The sequence below is a fragment of the Ruegeria spongiae genome (assembly GCF_023502395.1).
In the GTDB taxonomy this organism is placed as follows: Bacteria; Pseudomonadota; Alphaproteobacteria; order Rhodobacterales; family Rhodobacteraceae; genus Ruegeria_C; species Ruegeria_C spongiae.
In genome coordinates, this window is record NZ_JAMFMB010000010.1 from 51891 (window position 1) to 72821 (window position 20931).

Consider the following 20931-nt stretch of genomic DNA (forward strand, 5'->3'; position numbering starts at 1 on the left):
AGAATGGCCTTTCAGAACATAATTCGACGTTCGATGACCCTCTTGGCAGCCGCAATGGTCAGCGCGTTGCCTTCTGTTTCTTTCGCTCAAGATTCAGAAAGTTTGGATTTGTCAGGAGAAATCGAAGCCTTACTGACCTTCCGCACAGAGCAGACGGAGGTGAAGATTGAACAATGTGCGCTTGAAATCTTTACGCGATACTCAAGGCCGTGTGGTGATGTGCCTGCTGGTGCCAAATAGGTCCATCGCGTGATTTACCTTCCTGAAATCCGCAGCTTGGAGTTTCGACCTCACAATCAAGGCTTTGCTTTACGGATTGAGTTTGACGTTCCTTTGCCATCTCGCCTCATGACAATTTTGTCCCACCACCTGAAAGGCGAGAAGGCGGCATTTGAGGAGTTTTCAGCGGAGAGCGACCGCCTGCTAGAAGAAACCGACCTCATTTCAAATGAGACGGTTGGCATCTGTGGCGGTGACTATACTTCTAAGAAGTCGAGGTCTGCCACGCTGTTCTTTGATGCAAAGCCGTCTATGTGGTCCAGCTTCGAGGCACTTGTTGAAGAATGTAAATGACGATCCTCGAAAGGACCATTCGGGCTCCAACCGGAACTGGATGCGCTTTCGAAAGAGGCGCCAGTTTCTTCAAAACCACTGCCCCGGTTCCATCAGTCCCAGATCCAGCAATTGCCGCGAATGCCATTCGAAAGGCGTGGAGTTGTGCCAGCGGAAGCTGTGGATGTCGAATTTCGACCCGGGATTGCGTTTCAGCGCCTTGGCGGTGCGGAACGAGCAGATCGCGGCCGTCAGGTTGTGGTGCCAGGGACAGGCATACGTGTTGTATTCCTGATCGGCGAAAGTGTGGTTTGCCCGCAATTCCAGGCCGGGCGCGGTTCTGAACAGGGCGATCCGGTCGATCTTGCGGCTGTCCTTCGGGATATGCTCTTCGAACCGCCAGCGCACGCCGCCGAAGAAATCAAGCTGCCGTTCCATCGGATGCCCGGTGACCGGATCGGTTCGGGCCAGCGCGTAATAGCCGGATTTGTCCAGATGCGCCCGATCCAGTGACACACCATTGGGAGAGTGCTCCAGATCGTCGGCATAGAGGTCGATCACATAGGTCAGCATCGCATCGCGGCGCTCTTCGAGGTGAAAGGCCAGCATCTCGCCCACGCTGCGGGTCTCGCAGAACGGATAGAACAGGTATTCCGCATTGTAGCAGTAATACATCCAGCGCCCCGGTGCCGCCTCGATCACCCGGTTGACGGCGGCACTGACCGCGCTTTCGGGGCCGCAGTCGAAGCTGATGCGGTGCACCCGCGTTTCGACATCCTGAGGCAGTGAAAACGTGTCGGGCATCAGTGCCAGAACCGTTCCGAACCCGCATTGCAGGTGATGGCGCAGCGTTGTCGCGACCTCGACATCATCCTCGACAAAGATCATCGCAAGCGGGGTGGTTCCCGACAGGGCGGCGTCCTTTTCCAGAAATCGGTCAAGCGTGGGGTACTGCATCGGGGTCCTTTGGTCTGCCGCGCTGGCATGCTGGCACAAATTCGGTTAATTGCGTGCGCATTGCAAGCGATGCGCGTTCCGTATAGACGCCTGCGTCGATCCCGCCAGCGCAAAAGGCAAAGCCCGATGTCCGAACCCAAGAAGCTATTCATCAAGACCTATGGCTGTCAGATGAACGTGTATGACAGCGAGCGTATGGCCGAGGCGCTGGGCGGGCAGGGCTATGTCGAAACGCAAAGCGCCGATGATGCCGACATGATCCTGCTGAACACCTGCCACATTCGCGAAAAGGCGGCGGAGAAGGTCTATTCCGAGCTGGGTCGCTTCAAGGGGTTGAAGGCGGAAAAGCCCGATCTGAAGATCGGTGTGGCGGGCTGCGTCGCGCAGGCCGAAGGCGAAGAGATCATGCGCCGCCAGCCTCTGGTCGATCTGGTGGTCGGACCGCAAAGCTACCACCGCCTGCCCGAGATGGAAGCCAAGACGCGTCAGGGCGCCAAAGCTCTGGACACCGATTTCCCAGAAGAAGACAAGTTCGAACAGCTAAAAAGACGCCCCAAGGCAAAACGTGGACCGACCGCATTTCTCACCGTGCAGGAAGGCTGCGACAAGTTCTGTGCCTTTTGCGTGGTGCCCTATACTCGCGGGGCAGAGGTCAGCCGCCCGGTCGACCGCATCCTGAGCGAGGCACGTGATCTGGTCGAACGCGGCGTGCGTGAGATCACGCTGCTGGGCCAGAACGTGAATGCTTATCACGGCGCCGGACCGACGGGCGATATGACTCTGGCGCAACTGATCTGGCAATTGGACAAGATCGACGGGCTGGAACGTATCCGCTTCACCACCTCGCATCCCAATGACATGGGCGACGATCTGATCGAGGCGCATGGAACCTGCGACAAGCTGATGCCTTATTTGCACCTCCCGGTGCAATCGGGGTCGGACAAGATCCTCAAGCGGATGAACCGCTCGCATACGGCCGAAAGCTATCTGCGTCTGATCGAGCGCATCCGCGCCGCGCGGCCCGATATCCTGATGTCGGGCGATTTCATCGTCGGCTTTCCCGAAGAGAGCGAGGCAGATTTTCAGGCCACGCTCGATCTGGTGGAAGAGGTCAGATATGGCTACGCCTATTCCTTCAAATACTCGACCCGGCCCGGAACTCCGGCGGCCGAGCGCCCTCAGGTTGATCCGACCGAGGCCGATGATCGCCTGCAGCGCCTTCAGGCCCTGATCACAAGGGATCAACGGTCTGTTCAGGATTCGATGGTAGGTCGTGAGGTCAAGGTGCTGTTCGAAAAGCCCGGGCGTCTTCCGGGGCAGATGGGTGGCAAGTCAGACTATCTGCATGCGGTGCATGTGGATGACGCCGATGTCGAGGTTGGCGACCTGCGCCGCGTGCGCATCGTCGATTCGGCGGCGAACTCCTTGCGGGGCGTTCTGGCATAAAATTGCCGCCGCTACGGCAGGAGCGTTGTGGTTGCAGTGTACAGATTGTGTTTTTTGGGTTACATCATCCCAAATGTAGTGGTTCAGGCGAAGGGTGGGGCCAGTTGAGCGTTCCCCCTGCGGGCAAGTGTAACGTCGAGTATGTGAGGGGGCTCACGATGAAGAAATGGAAATCCGCACTTGGGATCAGGGCGATCCCGGGCATCCTGCTGACCGTCTGCGTTGGTAGTGCCGCTCTTGCGGGCAATGTGCAATCGCCCTTGCAGGACCCAGTCGTCGAGGCACCCGAGCCACCGAACTGGGACGGGTTTTACGCGGGTGGCTCCCTTGGCTACGGGTTTGGTTTCGAGGACAGGTTCGGAGTGTCGCGTAACGGCACACTGTCCGGTAATCTCGGCGACATGGAGCCTGATGGCCTTTATGGCGGCGTGCGGGGCGGCTGGCGCGATTCGATTCGCTTTGCCACGGGGCGGCAATATGTCTACGGGTTCGAGGTAGGGTACGATATTGCCGATATTAAGGATTCCGTTACCGGTGAAATACTTGGAGCCACCCTTGAAGGACGCTCCGAGATCAAGGACATGTTCACATTGCGGTTCAAGGGCGGGATCACCAACCGGTCTGGCCGGACGCTGTATTTCAGCTCCATCGGATATGTGAACTCCAAGGTTGAAACCGGTCTCGACAGCAGCGTAGGGGGCGGCACGCTTTCAGGTGAAAGTGATGATCGCCGCAACGGCTATGCGATCGGTGTGGGGGTCGAGCACAAACTGACCGAACAACTGTCGCTGACCGGCGAGTACGAATACGTGAACCTCAAGTCCAAAACCGTCGAACTGACAGACAACGTGACGACAAAATCCACACCGGGTTTTCACGGTCTGAGGCTCGGGCTCAATTTCCAGTTCTGATCCATGCGCAGTTCAGCCCATCCATTGGGCTGAATCGGGCCGCGCCGCCACGATTTGTTTCAGCAAGATGAAAAAGCGCGACATGCGCTTGCACGCGGGGCGCGATGTTGGCTACGCTCGACGCAGACTGCCATGACAGGAGAGCGGATGGCCATAGGTGCCCTGAACCCACCGCAGGAAGACGCGCCGAAAGAGGTGCTTCTTGAGTTTCCCGACAACCGTTTGCTGATTGATCTCTGCGGAGAATACGACCGCAATCTCGCCCAGATCGAAGAGAAGTTGAGCGTGCAGATCCTGCGTCGCGGCAATCAACTTGCGATTCTCGGCGATGAGGCGGCGCAGAAACAGGCCGAAGAGGTGCTTGAGTCGCTCTATGAGCGGCTGCAGGATGGCCGCCCGGTCGAGGCCGCCGATGTCGACCGCGAATTGCGCATGGGCAATTCCGAGCAGGGGACCGGCGCGCGCGACGGTGATCAACTTGAGATGTTCACCGGCGAAAAGGTCGAGATCAAGACCCGCAAGAAACTGGTCGAACCGCGCACCGACGCGCAGAAAGCCTATGTGCTGTCGCTGTTTGAAAACGAACTGGCCTTCGGGATCGGTCCGGCCGGGACAGGCAAGACCTATCTGGCCGTGGCGGTGGGCGTTTCGATGTTCATCACCGGGCTTGTCGACCGGATCATCCTCAGCCGTCCGGCGGTCGAAGCGGGTGAAAAACTCGGCTATCTGCCCGGTGACATGAAGGACAAGGTCGATCCCTACATGCAGCCGCTGTATGACGCGCTGAACGATTTCCTGCCGGGCAAACAGCTTGCCAAGCTGATCGAGGAAAAGAAGATCGAGATCGCGCCGCTGGCCTTCATGCGGGGCCGGACGCTGGCCAATGCCTTTGTGGTGCTTGACGAGGCGCAGAATGCCACGACCATGCAGATGAAGATGTTCCTGACCCGGCTGGGCGAAGGCTCGCGCATGGTCATCACCGGCGACCGCAGCCAGGTTGACCTGCCGCGCGGCGTGCCCTCGGGGCTGGCGGATGCGGAACGCTTGCTGGGCCATGTGCCGGGGATCAATTTCAGTTACTTCACGGCCAAGGATGTGGTGCGCCACCCGCTTGTCGCCGCCATCATTGAAGCGTATGAGGCCGATTCCGGACGCGAATCTGCCTCCCGGACCGGCTAGGCGCGGTCCGGCGGCGCGGGGCTTGCGCTGATCTTGCCGAGGCATGCATGGACCTGGATCTGACATTGGAAGACACCCGCTGGGGCGACCTGTCGCCGCTGGCGGAACAGGCTGTTGCGGCGGTGCTCACTCATCTGGGGATCGCCTCTGACATCTGCGAAGTGAGCCTGCTGGCCTGCGATGACGCGCGGATTGGCGAGCTGAACGCGGCCTTTCGCGGCAAGGCCACGCCGACGAATGTGCTCAGCTGGCCCTCCGTTGAATTGGCGTCGGACAGGGATGGCGGTACGCCCGCACGCCCAGAGCCCGATTTCACCGGAGAGATCGCCTTGGGCGACATCGCGATTTCCTACGATACCTGCGCCCGAGAGGCCGAAGCGGTGGGCAAAGCGTTGCAGGATCACGTGACCCATCTTGTCGTGCATGGTATGCTGCACCTGCTGGGCTACGATCATGTCCGTGACGGTGATGCCACTCTTATGGAGGGGCTTGAGGTCGAGATACTTGGCAAACTGGGTCTGGATAACCCATATAATGAGTTTGCGGGACCAGATGGACCGCGGGATTTGGAACAGGATTGATGGACGACATAGACGGCAGTTCTAGCGCAGCGCATCGCGCGCAGGGTGAAAACGACAGCGACGGGACCGGCGAAAGGGCAGGATTGCTCGGCCGGATCATGGGGGCCCTGTCTCCGGGGGAGCCACCCGAGGAATCACAACCAAACGGAACCGGTCTGCCCGCTGCGCAATTGCCCGGGATGATCAACCTGCGGCGGTTGCGGGTCGAGGATGTCGCCATCCCCACCGCCGAGATCGTATCGGTTCCCGGCTCGATCGCGCGAGAGGAACTGGTCAGGGTCTTCCGCGAAAGCGGGCTGACCCGGCTGCCGGTCTATGAAGGCACGCTCGATACGCCGCAGGGCTTTGTGCATCTCAAGGATTTCGCCCTGACCCACGGGTTCAACGGCAATTCCGCAACATTCGAGCTGTCTTCGATGCTGCGTCCGATGCTCTATGTGCCGCCGTCGATGCCGCTGGGCGTTTTGCTGGCCAAGATGCAGGCCGACCGCTGCCATATTGCGCTGGTGATCGATGAATATGGCGGTGTTGACGGGCTGTTGACCATCGAGGATCTGCTGGAACAGGTGGTCGGCGAGATCGAGGATGAACATGATCCCGGCGAGGATCAGACATGGTTCAAGGTCAAGCCGGGCTGCTACATCGCGCAGGCCCGGACCCCGCTGGATGAATTCGAGGCCGAGATCGGCCAATCGCTGACCCGCCACGAGGATGTCGACGAAGAGGAAATCGACACGCTGGGCGGGCTGGTCTTCATGCTGTCGGGCCGCGTGCCCGCGCGGGGTGAGGTGGTGGTGCATCCCGATGGCCCGGAATTCGAAGTGATCGAGGCCGATCCCCGCCGCATCAAGCGTTTGCGCGTCATGTTGCCGGATAATGCCGGATGAGCCAGCGGTTACGCTGGTCCCTGCGACCACGGCTGGCGCTGGCGGTTGTGCTTGGTGTGATCGCCGCCCTCGGGCTTGCGCCCTACGATCTCTGGCCTGCGACGCTGGGGGCGCTGATCTGTCTTCCGGTCCTTGCCTTGCAGGATTGTACGCGCAAACGGGCGGCGATGATTGGCTGGGCCTTCGGGCTGGGCTATTTCGGTCATGGCCTCGCGTGGATTGTCGAGCCGTTTCTGGTGGACATCCCGCGCCATGGCTGGATGGCGCCGTTTGCGCTGGTGCTGATGGCGGGCGGGCTGGCGCTGTTCTGGGCGGCGGCGTTCTGGGTGGCCGCGGCTTCGCGGTTGGGGCTTGTCGGACGCAGCTGGCTGCTGGTTTTCAGCTGGTCTCTGGCCGAGTTCGCGCGGGCCTATGTGCTGACCGGGTTCCCCTGGGCCGCATTGGCACAAATCTGGGTCGAGACCCCGCTGGCGCAATCGCTTGCCTTCGTCGGCCCACAGGGGCTGGCCATTGCCACGCTGGCGGCGGCTTTGCCAATGGGGGCTGCGCTGATCGGTACGGGCCACGTGCTGCCGCGCGTGCTGAATGCTGTGCCCGCGCTCGGCCTGCTGGCGGTGGCGGTGTATTTCAGCGCTTTGGCGGCCCCTGCTGTGATGACGGGCAAAACCGTGCGGCTGGTGCAGCCCAACGCGCCACAGCACCAAAAATGGGACCCGGAGCATATCCCGCGTTTCTTCCGGCGCCAGATCGAATTCACCGCCACAGCACCCAGTCCCGATCTGATTGTCTGGCCGGAAACCGCCGTGCCCACCTGGCTCGACGAGGCCGAAGGCGTGTTCCAGACCATCAGCGACGCCGCAACCGGAGTGCCGGTGGTTCTCGGCATCCGCCGCTATGATTCGGGCCGCATCTACAATTCGGCCGTCTATCTGGATGGCAACGGGAAACTGGGCGGCGTCTATGACAAGCACCATCTGGTTCCGTTTGGTGAATATGTGCCGCTTGGTGATCTGCTGGCACGGTTCGGCATTCACGGCTTTGCCGCCAATGCGGGGCAGGGGTTCAGCGCCGGCCCCGGACCTGAACTGCTGTCGCTGGGGCCGGTCGGGTCGGCGCTGCCGCTGATCTGTTACGAGGCGGTGTTTCCGCAGGATGTGGGTAATGCCCCGGCGCGCCCTGACATGTTGCTGCAACTGACCAATGATGCGTGGTTCGGATCGTGGTCCGGCCCCTATCAGCATCTGGCCCAGGCCCGGATGCGGGCGATCGAGCAGGGCTTGCCCATGGTGCGCGTGGCCAATACGGGCATCTCAGCCATGATTGATCCTCATGGCGGGACAATTGCTCAGATTCCGCTGGGCTTCGACGGATATATTGATGCACCGCTTCCAGCGCCACTTGCACCGACGCACTATGCCTATACCGGCGATTTGCCCGCGTTTGTGCTTGTCCTGGTTGGTCTGGGGGGCATGATCGGTTTGCATCGCAGGCGCGCTGGCTGATTTTGCGATTGACCAGCGCCTGCGCCGGGCGTATCCCGGTTCGGATCCACCACAACGGCTTCCTGGCGTGGTAGGGAAACATCTAATGGAGCACTTGCATGTCCCGACAGAATTACACTTTCACTTCGGAATCCGTTTCCGAGGGTCATCCGGATAAGGTCTGCGACCGGATCTCGGATGCGGTTCTCGATGCCTTCCTGACTGAAGAGCCCGAAGCGCGTGTCGCAGCCGAAACCTTTGCCACAACCAACCGCGTCGTGATCGGCGGCGAGGTCGGCTTGTCGGATCAGGACAAGCTGCACGAATACATGGGCAAGATCGACCAGATCGCCCGCGACTGCATCCGCGATATCGGCTATGAGCAGGACAAGTTCCATTGGAACACCTGCGAGATCACCAATCTGCTGCACGAACAATCTGCTCATATCGCGCAAGGCGTGGATGCCTCCGACAACAAGGACGAGGGCGCGGGCGATCAGGGCATCATGTTCGGCTATGCCACCACCGAAACCCCGGCGCTGATGCCAGCCCCGATCCAGTATTCGCATGCGATTCTGCGGCGGCTGGCCGAGGTGCGAAAAAACGGCACCGAACCGGCGCTGGGCCCCGATGCCAAGTCGCAGCTATCTGTGGTCTACCGCGATGGCAAGCCGGTTGGAGTCAGCTCGATCGTGCTGTCGACCCAGCATCTGGATGAGGCGCTGACCTCGGATGACATCCGTTTGCTCGTGGAACCCTACATTCGCGAAACCCTGCCCGACGGTTGGCTGAGCGATGAGACGCAATGGCACGTGAACCCCACTGGCAAGTTTGTCATTGGCGGGCCGGATGGCGACGCGGGCCTGACCGGGCGCAAGATCATCGTGGACACCTATGGTGGTGCGGCCCCGCATGGCGGCGGTGCATTTTCCGGCAAGGACCCGACCAAGGTGGACCGTTCGGCGGCTTATGCGGCACGCTATCTGGCCAAGAATGTGGTCGCGGCGGGCATGGCGGAACGCTGCACGATCCAGCTCAGCTATGCGATCGGTGTCTCGCGGCCTCTGTCGATCTATGCGGACACACATGGCACTGGCCTGTTGCCCGACGCGCAGATTGAAAAGGCCGTCGACCAGATCATGGACCTGACCCCGCGCGGCATCCGCTCGCATCTGGACCTGAACAAGCCGATCTATCAGCGCACCGCCGCCTATGGCCATTTCGGCCGCGAGCCGAGCGCGGATGGCGGGTTCAGCTGGGAACGCACCGATCTGGCAGAGGCGCTCAAACGCGCGGCCTGATTGACTTCAAGCGCTATCAGAAAGGCGGCCATGGGGTCGCCTTTCGTATTTGGCCTGCTATTGCAGTGCACCGCGCAAGCCTTTATGGGCCTCGCCATGAGCAACCAGACGCCCTCCCGCCCGCACCGGAATTTCTATGGCCGCCTCAAGGGCAAGACCCTCAAGCAGAGCCAGAAAACCTATCTGGTCGAAGACCTTGCCGCACTGTCACCCGGCGTGGTGGATTGGGACGCCAACCCTGAACGCACCCCGCTGGATCTTGAGTCGCGCTTTGGTGGCAAGCCGGTCTGGCTTGAGATCGGGTTCGGCGGTGGCGAGCATATGGTGCATCAGGCTGCGAGCAACCCGGATGTGGGTATCATCGGGGCCGAGCCGTATATCAACGGCGTGGCGATGTTGCTGGGCAAGATCCGGCGCGCGGGTGTCAGCAATCTGGCGGTGCATCCCGGCGACGCGCGCGATCTGATGGATGTGCTGCCCGAGGCCTCGATCTCGCGCGCCTTCCTGCTCTATCCCGATCCCTGGCCGAAGAAGCGTCACCACCGCCGCCGCTTTGTCACCCAGGAACATCTGGAACCGCTGGCGCGGGTGCTCATACCCGGCGCGATCTTTCGGGTGGCGACTGACATTCCCGACTATGTCCGCCAGACGCTGGAAGAGGTGCCCAAGGCCGGGTTCGACTGGCTGGCCGAGCGACCTGTCGATTGGCGCGACCCCTGGGACGATTGGCTCTCGACCCGCTACGAGCAGAAGGCCTTGCGCGAAGGCAGGGTGCCTCACTACCTGACCTTCCGGCGTGCGGCTTAACCGTCATTGAGCGTGGAAAACACGCGGCCCTTGGCGAACCAGGCAATGCCAAAGGCCCAGAGCGCGATGGCCTCGACAAAGAAGGTCAGGTTCAGGCGGTTCCACCAGTTCAGAAAATCCGACCCGACTTTGTCCTTAAGGACCAAAAGCGCCACGCAGGCTAGGATGGTTAACCCGCAATAGCTGTAGAGTCGGTTGCGCTTGCGTTTGCTCTCGATCAGCACGCCGTTTTGCTCGTGTCGTGCCGGGATCACGCGTTTCAGCACGAAAAGACAATAAAGCGCCAGAAAGACAAACAGGATGCCCGCTGCGATTAAGTGCCAGTTGCTGGCGGCGCTGAACAGCTTGAAGAACTCCTGCCCCTGCGCCTGAACCGCTTCTATCGGCGGTCCGACTTTGTATTCAACAAAGACACGGGACAAAAATTCTTTCTGCAGCTCGCAGCCGCTGTGAAACGTGGGGACGGTTGCCACGATGAAGGCACCAAATCCGGCAACGGTGCTGAGTGTGTCCTCGACAAAAGTTTCGCCGGTATAGGCGATCAGGAAGCCTCCGATGAAGTAAAGCAGGCCGACAAAAACCGGGCCGAGCAGTTGGTCGTAGTAGAAATGACTGATGCTGTCGCGAAAGCAACTGTCCAGCACAAGAGACCCGAGCAGCAGGATCAAAGGCAGGCCAATCGCAACACAGCCGACCAGAAACGCCAACCGGTTGAGGATCGCGTCACCATCGGCATGGGCCCGTTTCGGCTGAAATATCCGCTTTGGGCCGTTCTCGAGAAAACTGGTGATGAAAGACATTGAATTTCCGTAAATTGATTCATGAATGAGGGGATTATAGCACAACCTACAGATGCTGCGAAGCGCGCGGCGAGGGACGTTTCGCCGGGAGTGTGCCAGTGGCGGGCAACAGGTGCCTACAGCTTTTCCGGTGATCCGCGACAAAGCCTGCTCGAACCGCCATGCGCTATTCCCGCTGGACCCTGCCGGGCCAATTCGGTAATCGGCCATTGGTCAGTTTTGAAGGAGCCCCCATGTCCGGACACGGCACGCCCATCCCGATGACATCGCATCCCTGCGGCCCGCTGTCCGGCACCGCCGAGGTGCCGGGTGACAAGTCGATCTCGCACCGGTCGCTGATCCTGGGCGCGCTGGCTGTGGGCGAGACCCGGATCACCGGATTGCTGGAAGGCGACGACGTGCTGGACACCGCCAAGGCGATGCGCGCCTTCGGGGCCGAGGTCACCGATCACGGTGGCGGCGCATACTCGGTGCATGGCGTGGGGGTTGGCGGGTTTGCCGAACCCGATCAGGTGGTCGATTGCGGCAATTCGGGCACCGGTGTGCGGCTGATCATGGGCGCGATGGCAACCTGTCCGATTTCGGTGACTTTCACCGGGGATGCCAGCCTCAATGGCCGCCCGATGGCGCGGGTCACCGACCCGCTGGCGCTGTTCGGGACACAGGCGGTGGGGCGCACGGGCGGACGCTTGCCGATGACGCTTGTCGGCGCCGCCGATCCGATTCCGGTCCGTTACGAGGTGCCGGTGCCCTCGGCGCAGGTGAAATCCGCCGTTCTGCTGGCCGGTCTGAACGCGCCGGGTCAGACCGTGGTGATCGAGCAGGAAGCAACCCGCGACCATACCGAACGGATGCTGGCAGGCTTCGGGGCCGAGATCACGGTCGAAGAGACTGACGAGGGCCGGGTGATCACGCTCACCGGGCGGCCCGAGTTGAAACCGCAGATCATCGCGGTACCGCGCGACCCGTCCAGCGCGGCCTTTCCGGTCTGCGCGGCGCTCATCACGCCGGGCTCGGACGTGCTGGTGCCGGGTATCGGGCTGAACCCCACCCGTGCGGGCCTCTTTACCACACTGCGCGAGATGGGTGCGAACCTGACCTATGAGAACGAGCGTGTCGAAGGCGGCGAACCGGTGGCCGATCTGCGCGCGAAATACTCGCCCGACATGACAGGGATCGAGGTGCCGCCCGAACGCGCGGCCTCGATGATTGACGAATACCCGGTGCTGTCGGTCGTGGCCGCAAATGCCACCGGCGCCACGATGATGGCGGGGGTCAAGGAATTGCGGGTCAAGGAAAGCGACCGGATCGACGCCATGGCGCGCGGGCTGCGCGCCAATGGCGTCACGGTCGAGGAGGGCGAGGACTGGTGGTCGGTCGAGGGGCTGGGTATCGGACAGGTTCCCGGTGGCGGCACCTGCGAAACGTTTCTGGACCACCGCATCGCCATGTCCTTCATGGTGATGGGAATGGGGGCGAAAGCGCCGGTCACCATCGACAGCGGCGGGCCGATCGCCACCTCGTTCCCGATATTCGAGCCGCTGATGGCGGATCTGGGCGCGCGCCTGACACGTAACAACAGCTGAGCGGCATGATGGCCTTTACCATAGCGATTGATGGCCCGGCGGCGGCGGGGAAAGGGACGCTGTCCAAGGGAATCGCTGCGCATTTCGGCTTCGGGCATCTGGATACCGGGCTGCTCTATCGCGCGGTGGGGTGGCGGATGCTGTCTGGCGAGGATCCGATTGAAGCGGCCCGTGGCCTGATGCCAGAGGACCTTGATCGCGCCGACCTGCGCACGCCCGAGGTGGCGCAGGCGGCTTCGAAAGTTGCAGTAATCGCTGAGGTGCGCGCCGCGCTGGTGGATTTCCAGCGCGCCTTTGCCCGTCGGGCAGGGGGCGCGGTATTGGACGGGCGCGATATCGGCACGGTGATCTGCCCCGATGCCGAGGCCAAGCTGTTCGTCACTGCCAGCGCCGAGGTGCGGGCCGAACGCCGCTATCTGGAACTGACCGGCAAGGGCCAGATCGTGACCCTCGATCAGGTTCTGGCTGATGTGCGGGCGCGCGATGAGCGGGACATGAACCGGGCGGAGGCGCCGCTGAAGCCGGCCGAGGATGCGGTGATGATCGATACCTCGAAGCTCGACATCGATGCCGCGCTGGGCGTTGCCATCGCCGCGATCAGGACGAAGATGCCTGCGCAGAGCTGAGCGCAAGCGTCACAAATCTCACCAAGCTGTGTTTCGCCAGCCCGGACTACGATGCCTAGGTTGGGATCAGGCTAGAGGAGAGATCGCCGATGCTACGCTATGTCCTTCCCTTTGTTCTGATTGCCTCGATGGCCAGCGCGCAGGATGCCCCGCGCCCTGAACCGGCCATGACCTATGAGCGGCTGGGCCGGATCATCTTTGCGCTCGACCCCGAGGCGCAGCCAAGCGGGCCGGGGTTCCAGTTCGTGATCGACGGCATGCCGGTGCTGGTCGTGACCGATGCGCAGGCCGACCGGATGCGGGCCATTGTGCCGATCCGCAGCGCCAACGAACTGACCGCCCAGGACCTGACGCGGATGATGCAGGCCAATTTCGATTCTGCGCTGGATGCGCGCTATGCCATCGCAAATGGCACGCTCTGGGCGGCCTTCATTCACCCGTTGTCCCCGCTGGAGAAGAACCAGTTCATCTCGGGCCTTGGTCAGACCGTGAATGTCGCCCGGACCTATGGTACGCTCTATTCCGGTGGCGCGGTGCAATTTGGCGGCGGCGACAGCGGCAACCTGCAGCGGCAATTGATCGACGAGTTGCTGAAGAAGGGCGAAGAGATCTAACGCTCTCCCCAAGCACATGCCATTCAGGCCGGGGGCAGCGGCGTGCGGTCACCCAGAATGTAGCGGACAAGATCAACGTAGTCGAAGATCAGCGAGATCGTGATGACCAGCAGGATCGCCCGCATGATCCAGATCGGAACGGTGGGCATACCCAATCGCGCCTGCTGCCGAAACAGATAGACGGCAATCGGCGTCCAGAACAGGATATGCCCCAGCCCCATCAGCCTCACATAGCCCAGTTGCGAGAAAATTCCGATGACGCCAATGGCGGCCAGCACGCTGCAGCCCAGGGTGACGGCCCCGGCAATGCGGCTCTGTCGCCAAATGAGCAAAACGCAGGGCAGCACGAACGCACCGACCAGCAACACGTTCAGCCAGATCTGAATCGCCATCGGCTGCTGCGCGACCATCAGGTTGAATTCATCGAATTTCATGGCGGAACTCCTTGGGGTCGACCGGTGCAATGGGGTGGCACGCTTGTGTACAGCGTCTTTGCGTTGTCCTGCGCGCGCGCTCAAGATCAGGCTGGCGACTTCAAACCAATGTGAACGCACGCGGGCCTCGATTTTGCCGATGTCGACGCAGCAATGGGCTTTCCACTTGCGAGACCCGGCCCAAGCCGGTATAGAGCGCGCGTCGACAAGGCGGTTTAAGCCATAGAATAATGAGACGGGCAGGGTCGGGACTACCGGCCCTCTTTGTTTTCTGGCGCGATTTGATCGTCTGACCAACCTGTTCCGCCCAAGGCGGGCCTGAAACAAGACCGGCGGAGACAACCGCTCGGCCAGATAAAGTGAAACGTAAAGGAATAAACTGCCACATGGCTAACGCATCCATGGAGGAATTCGAAGCCCTCCTTAACGAAAGCTTCGAAATGGACACGCCCGAAGAGGGGTCTGTTGTCAAAGGCAAGGTGATCGCGATCGAAGCGGGCCAGGCCATCATCGACGTCGGCTACAAAATGGAAGGCCGCGTCGAGCTGAAAGAATTCGCAAATCCCGGCGAAGCCCCTGAAATCGCTGTTGGTGACGAGGTGGAAGTCTACCTGCGCGCCGCCGAAAACGCCCGTGGCGAAGCTGTCATCTCGCGCGAGATGGCCCGCCGCGAAGAAGCGTGGGACCGTCTGGAAAAAGCCTATGCCGACGACCAGCGCGTCGAAGGTGCAATCTTTGGCCGCGTCAAAGGTGGCTTCACCGTCGATCTGGGTGGCGCAGTTGCGTTCCTGCCCGGCTCGCAAGTTGATGTGCGCCCCGTGCGCGATGCTGGCCCGCTGATGGGTCTGAAGCAGCCGTTCCAGATTCTGAAGATGGACCGCCGCCGGGGCAACATCGTTGTGTCGCGTCGCGCTATCCTGGAAGAATCGCGCGCCGAACAGCGCGCCGAGGTGATCGGCAACCTGACCGAAGGCCAGTCCGTTGACGGTGTGGTCAAGAACATCACCGAATACGGTGCGTTCGTGGATCTGGGCGGTGTCGACGGCTTGCTGCACGTCACCGACATGGCATGGCGTCGGGTCAACCACCCCAACGAGATCCTGAACATCGGCGAGACCGTCAAGGTTCAGGTCATCAAGATCAACAAGGAAACCCACCGTATCAGCCTCGGCATGAAACAGCTGCAGGAAGATCCGTGGGATCTGGTTGGCGCCAAGTACCCGCTGTCCTCTGTCCACAAGGGCCGCGTCACCAACATCACCGATTACGGTGCATTTGTTGAACTGGAGCCGGGCGTCGAAGGTCTGGTGCACGTCAGCGAAATGTCCTGGACCAAGAAGAACGTCCACCCCGGCAAGATCGTTTCGACCAGCCAGGAAGTTGACGTCATGGTTCTGGAAATCGACGGCGCCAAGCGTCGCGTTTCGCTGGGCCTCAAGCAGACCATGCGCAACCCGTGGGAAGTGTTTGCAGAAACACACCCCGAGGGCACCGAGGTCGAAGGCGAAGTCAAGAACATCACCGAATTCGGTCTGTTCATCGGCCTCGACGGCGACATCGACGGCATGGTTCACCTGTCCGACCTGTCCTGGGACGAGCGCGGCGAAGAAGCGATCCAGAGCTACCACAAGAACGACGTGGTGCAGGCGGTTGTCTCGGAAGTTGACGTGGAAAAAGAGCGTATCTCGCTCTCGATCAAAGCCCTGGGCGGCGACAAGTTCGCCGAAGCGGTTGGCGGCGTGAAGCGCGGCTCGATCGTGACCGTGAACGTGACCGCGATCGAAGATGGCGGCATCGAAGTGGAATACGAAGGCATGAAGTCCTTCATCCGCCGTTCCGACCTGAGCCGTGACCGTGCCGAACAGCGCCCCGAGCGTTTCTCGGTTGGTGACAAGGTTGACGTCCGCGTGACCAATGTCGACAGCAAGACCCGCCGTCTGGGTCTGTCGATCAAGGCGCGTGAGATCGCCGAAGAGAAAGAGGCCGTGCAGCAGTATGGTTCCTCCGACTCGGGCGCATCGCTGGGCGACATCCTGGGTGCCGCGCTGAAGACCGGCGACGACTGATCCTGCGTCTTTCAAAGACCTTGAGGCCCTGCGGAGCGATCCGCGGGGCCTTTTTCGTTTCCGGGCCAACATGCTAGGCTGGGGATCATCATCTGTGGGGTGAGACATGTCTTTTGATCTGGCAATGGCGTTGGTGGCGGCGACACTTGTGCTGGTTGCGATACCGGGGCCGAATGTGGCGCTGATCGTGGCCAACACCATCGCCCATGGGTATCGTTTTGGCGCGGCGACCGTTCTGGGCACTACGCTGGGCATTCTGCTGCAGCTTTGCCTTGTGGTGATCGGCCTCAGTGCGATTTTGCACCTGGCGGCGCATGCGTTGTTCTGGATCAAATGGGCAGGCGTGGTCTATTTGCTTTATCTGGGTGTCCAGTCGCTGCGGCAGGGCTTTGATCCGATGCCCGACACGTCGGCCACAGAACGGCCCGTCAGGGCCGTGTTCTGGCAGGGCCTCATTCTGGCTGTGATCAACCCCAAGACGCTGTTGTTCAGCGCGGCCTTTCTGCCGCAGTTTGTCAGCCCACTAGCGGGCGGACAGGGTCTGGTGCTGGTTGCGGCGCTTTATCTGGGCGTGATCTTTGCCGGTGATCTGGCCTGGGTCGCGATGGCGCAATCCGCACGCTGGTCCGTTCTGCGGCTGGGGCAGTGGCGGCATCGTTTGACCGGGGGCTTTTTCCTTGCGGCGGGCCTCGGTCTGGCAGTTGCGCGCTCCGATCCCTGAGTTGGCACCACCCATTTGGCTTTACCTTGCGAATCAAGGGCTTCGCAGCGGCCCCCTCTGACGTGTGTTTCTGCAATGCAGCGTAAGCCAATTTGTCCTAAATGGGTCGATCAAAGCGAAATCTTTTGCCGGGGCACTTGAAATAGCTGGTTTTGCCTGTGACTTTACGTTCCACACAAGCGTGATTTTTCATATACTTGCCGGTACGTCCACAAGAACCGCCACGCCGCCTTGGGAGGGGTTGAGCCTATGATCCGTTCGGAACTGATCCAGAAGATTGCTGACGAGAACCCGCATCTCTACCAACGTGATGTGGAGCGGATCGTGAACACGGTTTTTGACGAAGTGACCGACGCCATGGCGCGCGGCGACCGTGTCGAGCTGCGCGGCTTCGGCGCGTTTTCGGTCAAACAGAGAGACGCGCGGATTGGTCGCAATCCCAGGACCGGCGAAACCGTGCATGTGGAACAAAAGCACGTGCCGTTCTTCAAGACCGGCAAGTTGCTTCGGGATCGACTAAACGGAAAAGCCTGACATGATGCGCTATATTCGCTACGCCTTTCTGGCCGCACTGATCATCGTACTGGTATCGGTGTCGCTGGCCAATCTCCAGATGGTGACCCTCAAGCTGATGCCGGACGCCCTGGCCGAGCTTGTCGGGTTCAACTATTCGCTGCCGCTGCCGGTCTTCATCGTGGTCCTTGGCGGGATCGCAGCGGGTTTGATCATCGGCTATATTCTGGAATGGCTGCGCGAGCACAAGCATCGCCGCGAGGCGGGTGAGAAATACCGCGAGGTGCGCAAGCTCGAGCGCGAAGTGAACAAGCTCAAGAAGCAGAAGAACGAAGGCAAGGACGAGGTGTTGGCCCTGCTGGAAGAAAGCAACTGACAGGCCATGTCCCAAAATACCGGCGTCAAGATCTGCGGTCTGAAACAGGCCGCTCACGTGCATGCGGCGGCAGAGGCTGGCGCGCGTTATGTGGGGTTCATGTTCTTTCCAAAATCGCCGCGTCATCTTGAGGTTGAAGAAGCCCGGGCACTGGCTGCCGAAGTGCCTGCAGGGGTCGCCAAAGTGGCGGTGACGGTGCGGGCGACCAACGAGGAACTTGACCTGATCACCGGGTCGGTGCCGCTTGACATGCTACAGCTTCACGGCGGCGAAAGCGTCGAACGTGTGGCCGAGATCAAGGCAAGATATGGTCTGCCGGTCATGAAGGTGATCCCGGTCGCCGATGAGAGCGATCTGGCGGCGATAGATATATTCGCCGACGTGGCGGATCAGTTCCTGATCGAATCCAAACCACCCAAAGATGCGGTTCTGCCCGGTGGCAACGGGCTCAGCTTTGACTGGCGCCTGATGGCGGGGCGCAAATTCTGGCGCAAGCCCTGGATGCTGGCCGGCGGCCTGACGCCCGAAAATGTGCAAGAGGCCATTCGCATGACCGGTGCGGCGCAAGTGGATGTTTCATCCGGGGTCGAAACCGCGCCCGGCGTCAAGGACGCGGGCCTGATCCGGCAGTTTGTTGCAGCGGCGACCGCGTAGCCCGAATCTTGGCTTTTGGGGTGAAGCCGGTCTATGGCGATGCCTCAGACTGCGCTGATCCGGTATTTCGAAACGCCTTGTCTTGTCCTTGCGCCCCGCGCGCACTAGGACAGAGGAAATCAGGTGAGGGTGCTGTCATGGCCAACGATCTCTTCAATTCCTTCATGTCCGGTCCCGATGAGCAGGGGCGTTTCGGGATTTTCGGCGGGCGGTTCGTGTCAGAGACGCTGATGCCGCTGATCCTGTCGCTGGAAGAGGAATACGACAAGGCCAAGGATGACCCCTCATTCTGGGCCGAGATGGATGATCTCTGGGCCAACTACGTGGGCCGCCCCTCGCCGCTCTATTATGCCGAACGCCTGACCGAGCATCTGGGCGGCGCGAAAATCTACCTCAAGCGCGATGAGCTGAACCATACCGGCGCGCATAAGATCAACAATGTGCTGGGCCAGATCATTCTGGCGCGGCGCATGGGCAAGACAAGGATCATTGCCGAAACCGGGGCCGGGCAGCACGGGGTGGCCACCGCCACTGTCTGTGCCAAGTTCGGTTTGAAATGCGTGGTCTATATGGGCGCGCATGATGTGCAACGTCAGTCTCCGAACGTGTTCCGCATGCGCCTGCTGGGGGCCGAGGTGATCCCGGTGACCTCTGGTCGCGGCACGCTCAAGGATGCGATGAACGACGCGCTGCGCGACTGGGTGACCAATGTACGCGACACGTTCTATTGCATCGGTACGGTGGCCGGGCCACACCCCTACCCGGCGATGGTGCGCGACTTCCAGTCGATCATCGGCAAGGAAGCCAAAGAGCAGATGATGAAGGCCGAGGGCCGTTTGCCCGATACGCTGATCGCGGCCATCGGCGGTGGTTCGAACGCGATGGGCCTGTTCTACCCGTTCCTCGACGACAAGGACGTCAACATCATCGGCGTCGAAGCGGGTGGCAAGGGTGTGAACGAAAAGATGGAGCATTGCGCCTCGCTGACCGGTGGGCGTCCGGGTGTGCTGCATGGCAACCGCACCTATCTGCTGCAGGATGACGATGGGCAGATCCTCGAAGGCTATTCCATCTCGGCAGGTCTGGACTATCCCGGTATCGGGCCGGAGCATTCATGGCTGCATGAGATTGGCCGCGCCCAATATGTCTCGATCACCGACAAGGAGGCGCTGGAGGCGTTCCAGCTCTGCTGCGCCACCGAGGGCATCATCCCGGCGCTGGAACCCAGCCACGCGCTGGCCCATGTGATGAAGATCGCGCCTGAACTTCCCAAGGATCACCTCATCTGCATGAACATGTGCGGACGTGGTGACAAGGATGTGCAGACGGTTGCGAAATACCTCGACTTCGACATGTCCGATACCGAGGGCCGCGCGGCCGATTGATCGACCGGTCGGGGTTATCAGAATTTCGACAAGGGGGGCGTTCAAAACGAACGCCTCCCTTTTTTATGCCCTCGGAGGCTTTTCGATTGCTGCGCAGCTGCTGATCACTGCTTCGCAATCGCCATCAGATTTCGTATCTTCGGATCTTTCATTCCGCTTTTCGGAAAGAGGAAATTCACCAAGGTTGGCTCGACTGACCAATCAGGCAGCAGCCGAATGAGCTCGGGCTTGGATGTGCCGGGAGGTTCGATCAATTCAGCGACGTCAATCGGGAGAACAGCAACGCCGAGCCCCGCCATACACATCTGGCGTGTTGCAAACACGTTGTTGGATTGGAAACGGGTCGTCTTTTCGATCTCACGCGTTTCCGCGTCTTTGTGAAACCTCCAATTCGCGGTTGGTGTCAGGTTGCTCCAACTTGGCAGTATCTTTGCATCCTCGCGCGGCCTGAAGGAAATGAGATCATGTTCCTTCAAGTCCTCCGGGGTCAGAATCCTTGATGTGGGCTCAAGATATCCGGGGCTGGCATAGACGCCGTATTCTATCAGCCCAACAGTCTCGGAGACGAGACCTGATGACGCCCTGTCGCCGATCCGGATCGCCAGATCGACGCCCTCTCTAAACAGGTCAACAGACTGGTTTTCATAGACAATCTCAAGGTTAACTTTTGGGTAGAGTTCCAGCATCTTCTGAAACCACTTGTTTGCGCGCATCCGCCCAAATTCCGGCGCGACAGAAATGCGAAAGTTGCCGAACGTCTCGTTACTCATGGCGCGCGCATCGGTTTCCGCCTCGGCGACCGAGGAGAGAATCGACACCGCCTTTTCATAGAACGCGCTTCCGGCTGCGGTGGGGGTGATCTGGCGGGTCGTCCGATTAAGCAGCGCGACGCCAAGTTGATCCTCCATTCTGGAGACAGAACGGCTGACATAGCCCTTGTCTGTGTCCAGAACCTTGGCGGCGGCCGTGAAGCCTCCGCGCTGCAGTACCGCCACAAATACGCGCATTTGCTGTGTTTCAATTGTTGTCTTCATGGGCAACAGTGTCGCCATAT

At 60.7% G+C, this 20931-nt stretch carries 23 protein-coding genes and 1 riboswitch; of the genes, 19 read left to right on the forward strand and 4 right to left on the reverse strand.

What is annotated here, in order from left to right; translation table 11 throughout:
• The first annotated feature begins 3 nt into the window (after positions 1-3).
• Positions 4-240, forward strand: a complete 237-nt coding sequence (locus M3P21_RS09685; protein ID WP_249709641.1) for a hypothetical protein — start codon at positions 4-6, stop codon at positions 238-240.
• A 9-nt stretch (positions 241-249) separates the two neighbouring features.
• Positions 250-573 (forward strand): hypothetical protein, encoded by a 324-nt coding sequence (locus tag M3P21_RS09690; RefSeq protein WP_249709642.1) that lies wholly within the window; start codon positions 250-252, stop codon positions 571-573.
• 69 nt (positions 574-642) lie between these two features.
• Here M3P21_RS09690 and M3P21_RS09695 read toward each other — a convergent pair whose 3' ends face one another.
• The gene (locus M3P21_RS09695) at positions 643-1509 is read right to left on the reverse strand and encodes a hypothetical protein (protein ID WP_249709643.1); all 867 of its coding nucleotides are present in this window, start codon (positions 1507-1509) and stop codon (positions 643-645) included.
• Positions 1510-1635: 126 nt separating this feature from the next.
• Here M3P21_RS09695 and miaB point away from each other — a divergent pair, with 126 nt between their 5' ends.
• The 8 genes from miaB to trmB all read left to right on the forward strand — a co-directional run bounded on the left by miaB (position 1636) and on the right by trmB (position 10102).
• Positions 1636-2955, forward strand: coding sequence for a tRNA (N6-isopentenyl adenosine(37)-C2)-methylthiotransferase MiaB (gene miaB, locus M3P21_RS09700; RefSeq protein ID WP_249709645.1), 1320 nt, complete (start codon positions 1636-1638; stop codon positions 2953-2955).
• Positions 2956-3113: 158 nt separating this feature from the next.
• Complete coding sequence (locus M3P21_RS09705) at positions 3114-3866, forward strand: outer membrane protein (RefSeq protein ID WP_249709647.1); 753 nt, start codon at positions 3114-3116, stop codon at positions 3864-3866.
• A gap of 147 nt (positions 3867-4013) precedes the next feature.
• Complete coding sequence (locus tag M3P21_RS09710) at positions 4014-5045, forward strand: PhoH family protein (protein WP_249709648.1); 1032 nt, start codon at positions 4014-4016, stop codon at positions 5043-5045.
• Between the two features lie 47 nt (positions 5046-5092).
• Positions 5093-5626: an rRNA maturation RNase YbeY gene (ybeY, locus tag M3P21_RS09715; RefSeq protein WP_249709650.1), complete on the forward strand. Its 534-nt coding sequence runs from the start codon at positions 5093-5095 to the stop codon at positions 5624-5626.
• The gene (locus tag M3P21_RS09720; RefSeq protein ID WP_249709652.1) at positions 5626-6513 is read left to right on the forward strand and encodes a transporter associated domain-containing protein; all 888 of its coding nucleotides are present in this window, start codon (positions 5626-5628) and stop codon (positions 6511-6513) included. The genes ybeY and M3P21_RS09720 overlap by 1 nt, the downstream gene beginning before the upstream one ends.
• Positions 6510-8015, forward strand: a complete 1506-nt coding sequence (lnt, locus tag M3P21_RS09725) for an apolipoprotein N-acyltransferase (protein WP_249709653.1) — start codon at positions 6510-6512, stop codon at positions 8013-8015. Before M3P21_RS09720 ends, lnt begins: the two co-directional genes overlap by 4 nt.
• Positions 8016-8058: 43 nt before the next feature.
• Positions 8059-8108, forward strand: a riboswitch (SAM-SAH riboswitch).
• Between the two features lie 5 nt (positions 8109-8113).
• Entirely contained in the window at positions 8114-9295 is a 1182-nt protein-coding gene (gene metK, locus M3P21_RS09730) for a methionine adenosyltransferase (protein ID WP_249709654.1), read from the forward strand.
• Positions 9296-9391: 96 nt separating this feature from the next.
• On the forward strand, positions 9392-10102 hold the full coding sequence (gene trmB / locus M3P21_RS09735; RefSeq protein ID WP_249709656.1) for a tRNA (guanine(46)-N(7))-methyltransferase TrmB: 711 nt from the start codon (positions 9392-9394) through the stop codon (positions 10100-10102).
• Here trmB and M3P21_RS09740 read toward each other — a convergent pair.
• On the reverse strand, positions 10099-10902 hold the full coding sequence (locus M3P21_RS09740; protein ID WP_249709657.1) for a hypothetical protein: 804 nt from the start codon (positions 10900-10902) through the stop codon (positions 10099-10101). The two genes, trmB and M3P21_RS09740, sit on opposite strands and share 4 nt — an antisense overlap.
• Positions 10903-11135: 233 nt before the next feature.
• Here M3P21_RS09740 and aroA point away from each other — a divergent pair, with 233 nt between their 5' ends.
• The 3 genes from aroA (at position 11136) to M3P21_RS09755 (ending at position 13728) form a co-directional block, all read left to right on the forward strand.
• Positions 11136-12488, forward strand: coding sequence for a 3-phosphoshikimate 1-carboxyvinyltransferase (gene aroA / locus M3P21_RS09745; protein ID WP_249709659.1), 1353 nt, complete (start codon positions 11136-11138; stop codon positions 12486-12488).
• 8 nt (positions 12489-12496) lie between these two features.
• On the forward strand, positions 12497-13114 hold the full coding sequence (locus tag M3P21_RS09750; protein WP_249709661.1) for a (d)CMP kinase: 618 nt from the start codon (positions 12497-12499) through the stop codon (positions 13112-13114).
• Positions 13115-13203: 89 nt separating this feature from the next.
• Positions 13204-13728, forward strand: coding sequence for a hypothetical protein (locus M3P21_RS09755; protein ID WP_249709662.1), 525 nt, complete (start codon positions 13204-13206; stop codon positions 13726-13728).
• 23 nt (positions 13729-13751) lie between these two features.
• Here M3P21_RS09755 and M3P21_RS09760 read toward each other — a convergent pair whose 3' ends face one another.
• On the reverse strand, positions 13752-14162 hold the full coding sequence (locus tag M3P21_RS09760; RefSeq protein WP_249709663.1) for a hypothetical protein: 411 nt from the start codon (positions 14160-14162) through the stop codon (positions 13752-13754).
• A gap of 386 nt (positions 14163-14548) precedes the next feature.
• On the opposite strand from M3P21_RS09760, the gene rpsA reads away from it, so the two are divergent.
• The 6 genes from rpsA (at position 14549) to trpB (ending at position 19877) form a co-directional block, all read left to right on the forward strand.
• On the forward strand, positions 14549-16228 hold the full coding sequence (gene rpsA, locus M3P21_RS09765; RefSeq protein WP_249709664.1) for a 30S ribosomal protein S1: 1680 nt from the start codon (positions 14549-14551) through the stop codon (positions 16226-16228).
• Between the two features lie 106 nt (positions 16229-16334).
• Positions 16335-16949, forward strand: coding sequence for a LysE family translocator (locus M3P21_RS09770; protein ID WP_249709666.1), 615 nt, complete (start codon positions 16335-16337; stop codon positions 16947-16949).
• 249 nt (positions 16950-17198) lie between these two features.
• Complete coding sequence (gene ihfB / locus M3P21_RS09775) at positions 17199-17483, forward strand: integration host factor subunit beta (RefSeq protein ID WP_249709668.1); 285 nt, start codon at positions 17199-17201, stop codon at positions 17481-17483.
• A gap of 4 nt (positions 17484-17487) precedes the next feature.
• Positions 17488-17838 carry a LapA family protein gene (locus M3P21_RS09780; RefSeq protein WP_249709776.1) on the forward strand — a complete coding sequence of 117 codons (351 nt, stop codon included), beginning with the start codon at positions 17488-17490 and terminating at the stop codon, positions 17836-17838.
• A gap of 6 nt (positions 17839-17844) precedes the next feature.
• The gene (locus M3P21_RS09785) at positions 17845-18492 is read left to right on the forward strand and encodes a phosphoribosylanthranilate isomerase (protein WP_249709670.1); all 648 of its coding nucleotides are present in this window, start codon (positions 17845-17847) and stop codon (positions 18490-18492) included.
• 137 nt (positions 18493-18629) lie between these two features.
• The gene (gene trpB / locus M3P21_RS09790) at positions 18630-19877 is read left to right on the forward strand and encodes a tryptophan synthase subunit beta (RefSeq protein WP_249709671.1); all 1248 of its coding nucleotides are present in this window, start codon (positions 18630-18632) and stop codon (positions 19875-19877) included.
• 104 nt (positions 19878-19981) lie between these two features.
• Here trpB and M3P21_RS09795 read toward each other — a convergent pair whose 3' ends face one another.
• The gene (locus M3P21_RS09795) at positions 19982-20929 is read right to left on the reverse strand and encodes a LysR family transcriptional regulator (protein ID WP_249709672.1); all 948 of its coding nucleotides are present in this window, start codon (positions 20927-20929) and stop codon (positions 19982-19984) included.
• Positions 20930-20931 lie beyond the last annotated feature (2 nt).

What these genes read in the sequence shown, in the direction of transcription:
- M3P21_RS09685 (WP_249709641.1), top strand. Translation starts at nt 4, where the DNA reads ATGGCCTTTCAGAACATAATTCGACGTTCGATGACCCTCTTGGCAGCC.
- M3P21_RS09695 (WP_249709643.1), bottom strand. Translation starts at nt 1,509, where the DNA reads ATGCAGTACCCCACGCTTGACCGATTTCTGGAAAAGGACGCCGCCCTG.
- miaB (WP_249709645.1), top strand. Translation starts at nt 1,636, where the DNA reads ATGTCCGAACCCAAGAAGCTATTCATCAAGACCTATGGCTGTCAGATG.
- M3P21_RS09705 (WP_249709647.1), top strand. Translation starts at nt 3,114, where the DNA reads ATGAAGAAATGGAAATCCGCACTTGGGATCAGGGCGATCCCGGGCATC.
- M3P21_RS09710 (WP_249709648.1), top strand. Translation starts at nt 4,014, where the DNA reads ATGGCCATAGGTGCCCTGAACCCACCGCAGGAAGACGCGCCGAAAGAG.
- ybeY (WP_249709650.1), top strand. Translation starts at nt 5,093, where the DNA reads ATGGACCTGGATCTGACATTGGAAGACACCCGCTGGGGCGACCTGTCG.
- M3P21_RS09720 (WP_249709652.1), top strand. Translation starts at nt 5,626, where the DNA reads ATGGACGACATAGACGGCAGTTCTAGCGCAGCGCATCGCGCGCAGGGT.
- lnt (WP_249709653.1), top strand. Translation starts at nt 6,510, where the DNA reads ATGAGCCAGCGGTTACGCTGGTCCCTGCGACCACGGCTGGCGCTGGCG.
- metK (WP_249709654.1), top strand. Translation starts at nt 8,114, where the DNA reads ATGTCCCGACAGAATTACACTTTCACTTCGGAATCCGTTTCCGAGGGT.
- trmB (WP_249709656.1), top strand. Translation starts at nt 9,392, where the DNA reads ATGAGCAACCAGACGCCCTCCCGCCCGCACCGGAATTTCTATGGCCGC.
- M3P21_RS09740 (WP_249709657.1), bottom strand. Translation starts at nt 10,902, where the DNA reads ATGTCTTTCATCACCAGTTTTCTCGAGAACGGCCCAAAGCGGATATTT.
- aroA (WP_249709659.1), top strand. Translation starts at nt 11,136, where the DNA reads ATGTCCGGACACGGCACGCCCATCCCGATGACATCGCATCCCTGCGGC.
- M3P21_RS09750 (WP_249709661.1), top strand. Translation starts at nt 12,497, where the DNA reads ATGGCCTTTACCATAGCGATTGATGGCCCGGCGGCGGCGGGGAAAGGG.
- M3P21_RS09755 (WP_249709662.1), top strand. Translation starts at nt 13,204, where the DNA reads ATGCTACGCTATGTCCTTCCCTTTGTTCTGATTGCCTCGATGGCCAGC.
- M3P21_RS09760 (WP_249709663.1), bottom strand. Translation starts at nt 14,162, where the DNA reads ATGAAATTCGATGAATTCAACCTGATGGTCGCGCAGCAGCCGATGGCG.
- rpsA (WP_249709664.1), top strand. Translation starts at nt 14,549, where the DNA reads ATGGCTAACGCATCCATGGAGGAATTCGAAGCCCTCCTTAACGAAAGC.
- M3P21_RS09770 (WP_249709666.1), top strand. Translation starts at nt 16,335, where the DNA reads ATGTCTTTTGATCTGGCAATGGCGTTGGTGGCGGCGACACTTGTGCTG.
- ihfB (WP_249709668.1), top strand. Translation starts at nt 17,199, where the DNA reads ATGATCCGTTCGGAACTGATCCAGAAGATTGCTGACGAGAACCCGCAT.
- M3P21_RS09780 (WP_249709776.1), top strand. Translation starts at nt 17,488, where the DNA reads ATGCGCTATATTCGCTACGCCTTTCTGGCCGCACTGATCATCGTACTG.
- M3P21_RS09785 (WP_249709670.1), top strand. Translation starts at nt 17,845, where the DNA reads ATGTCCCAAAATACCGGCGTCAAGATCTGCGGTCTGAAACAGGCCGCT.
- trpB (WP_249709671.1), top strand. Translation starts at nt 18,630, where the DNA reads ATGGCCAACGATCTCTTCAATTCCTTCATGTCCGGTCCCGATGAGCAG.
- M3P21_RS09795 (WP_249709672.1), bottom strand. Translation starts at nt 20,929, where the DNA reads ATGGCGACACTGTTGCCCATGAAGACAACAATTGAAACACAGCAAATG.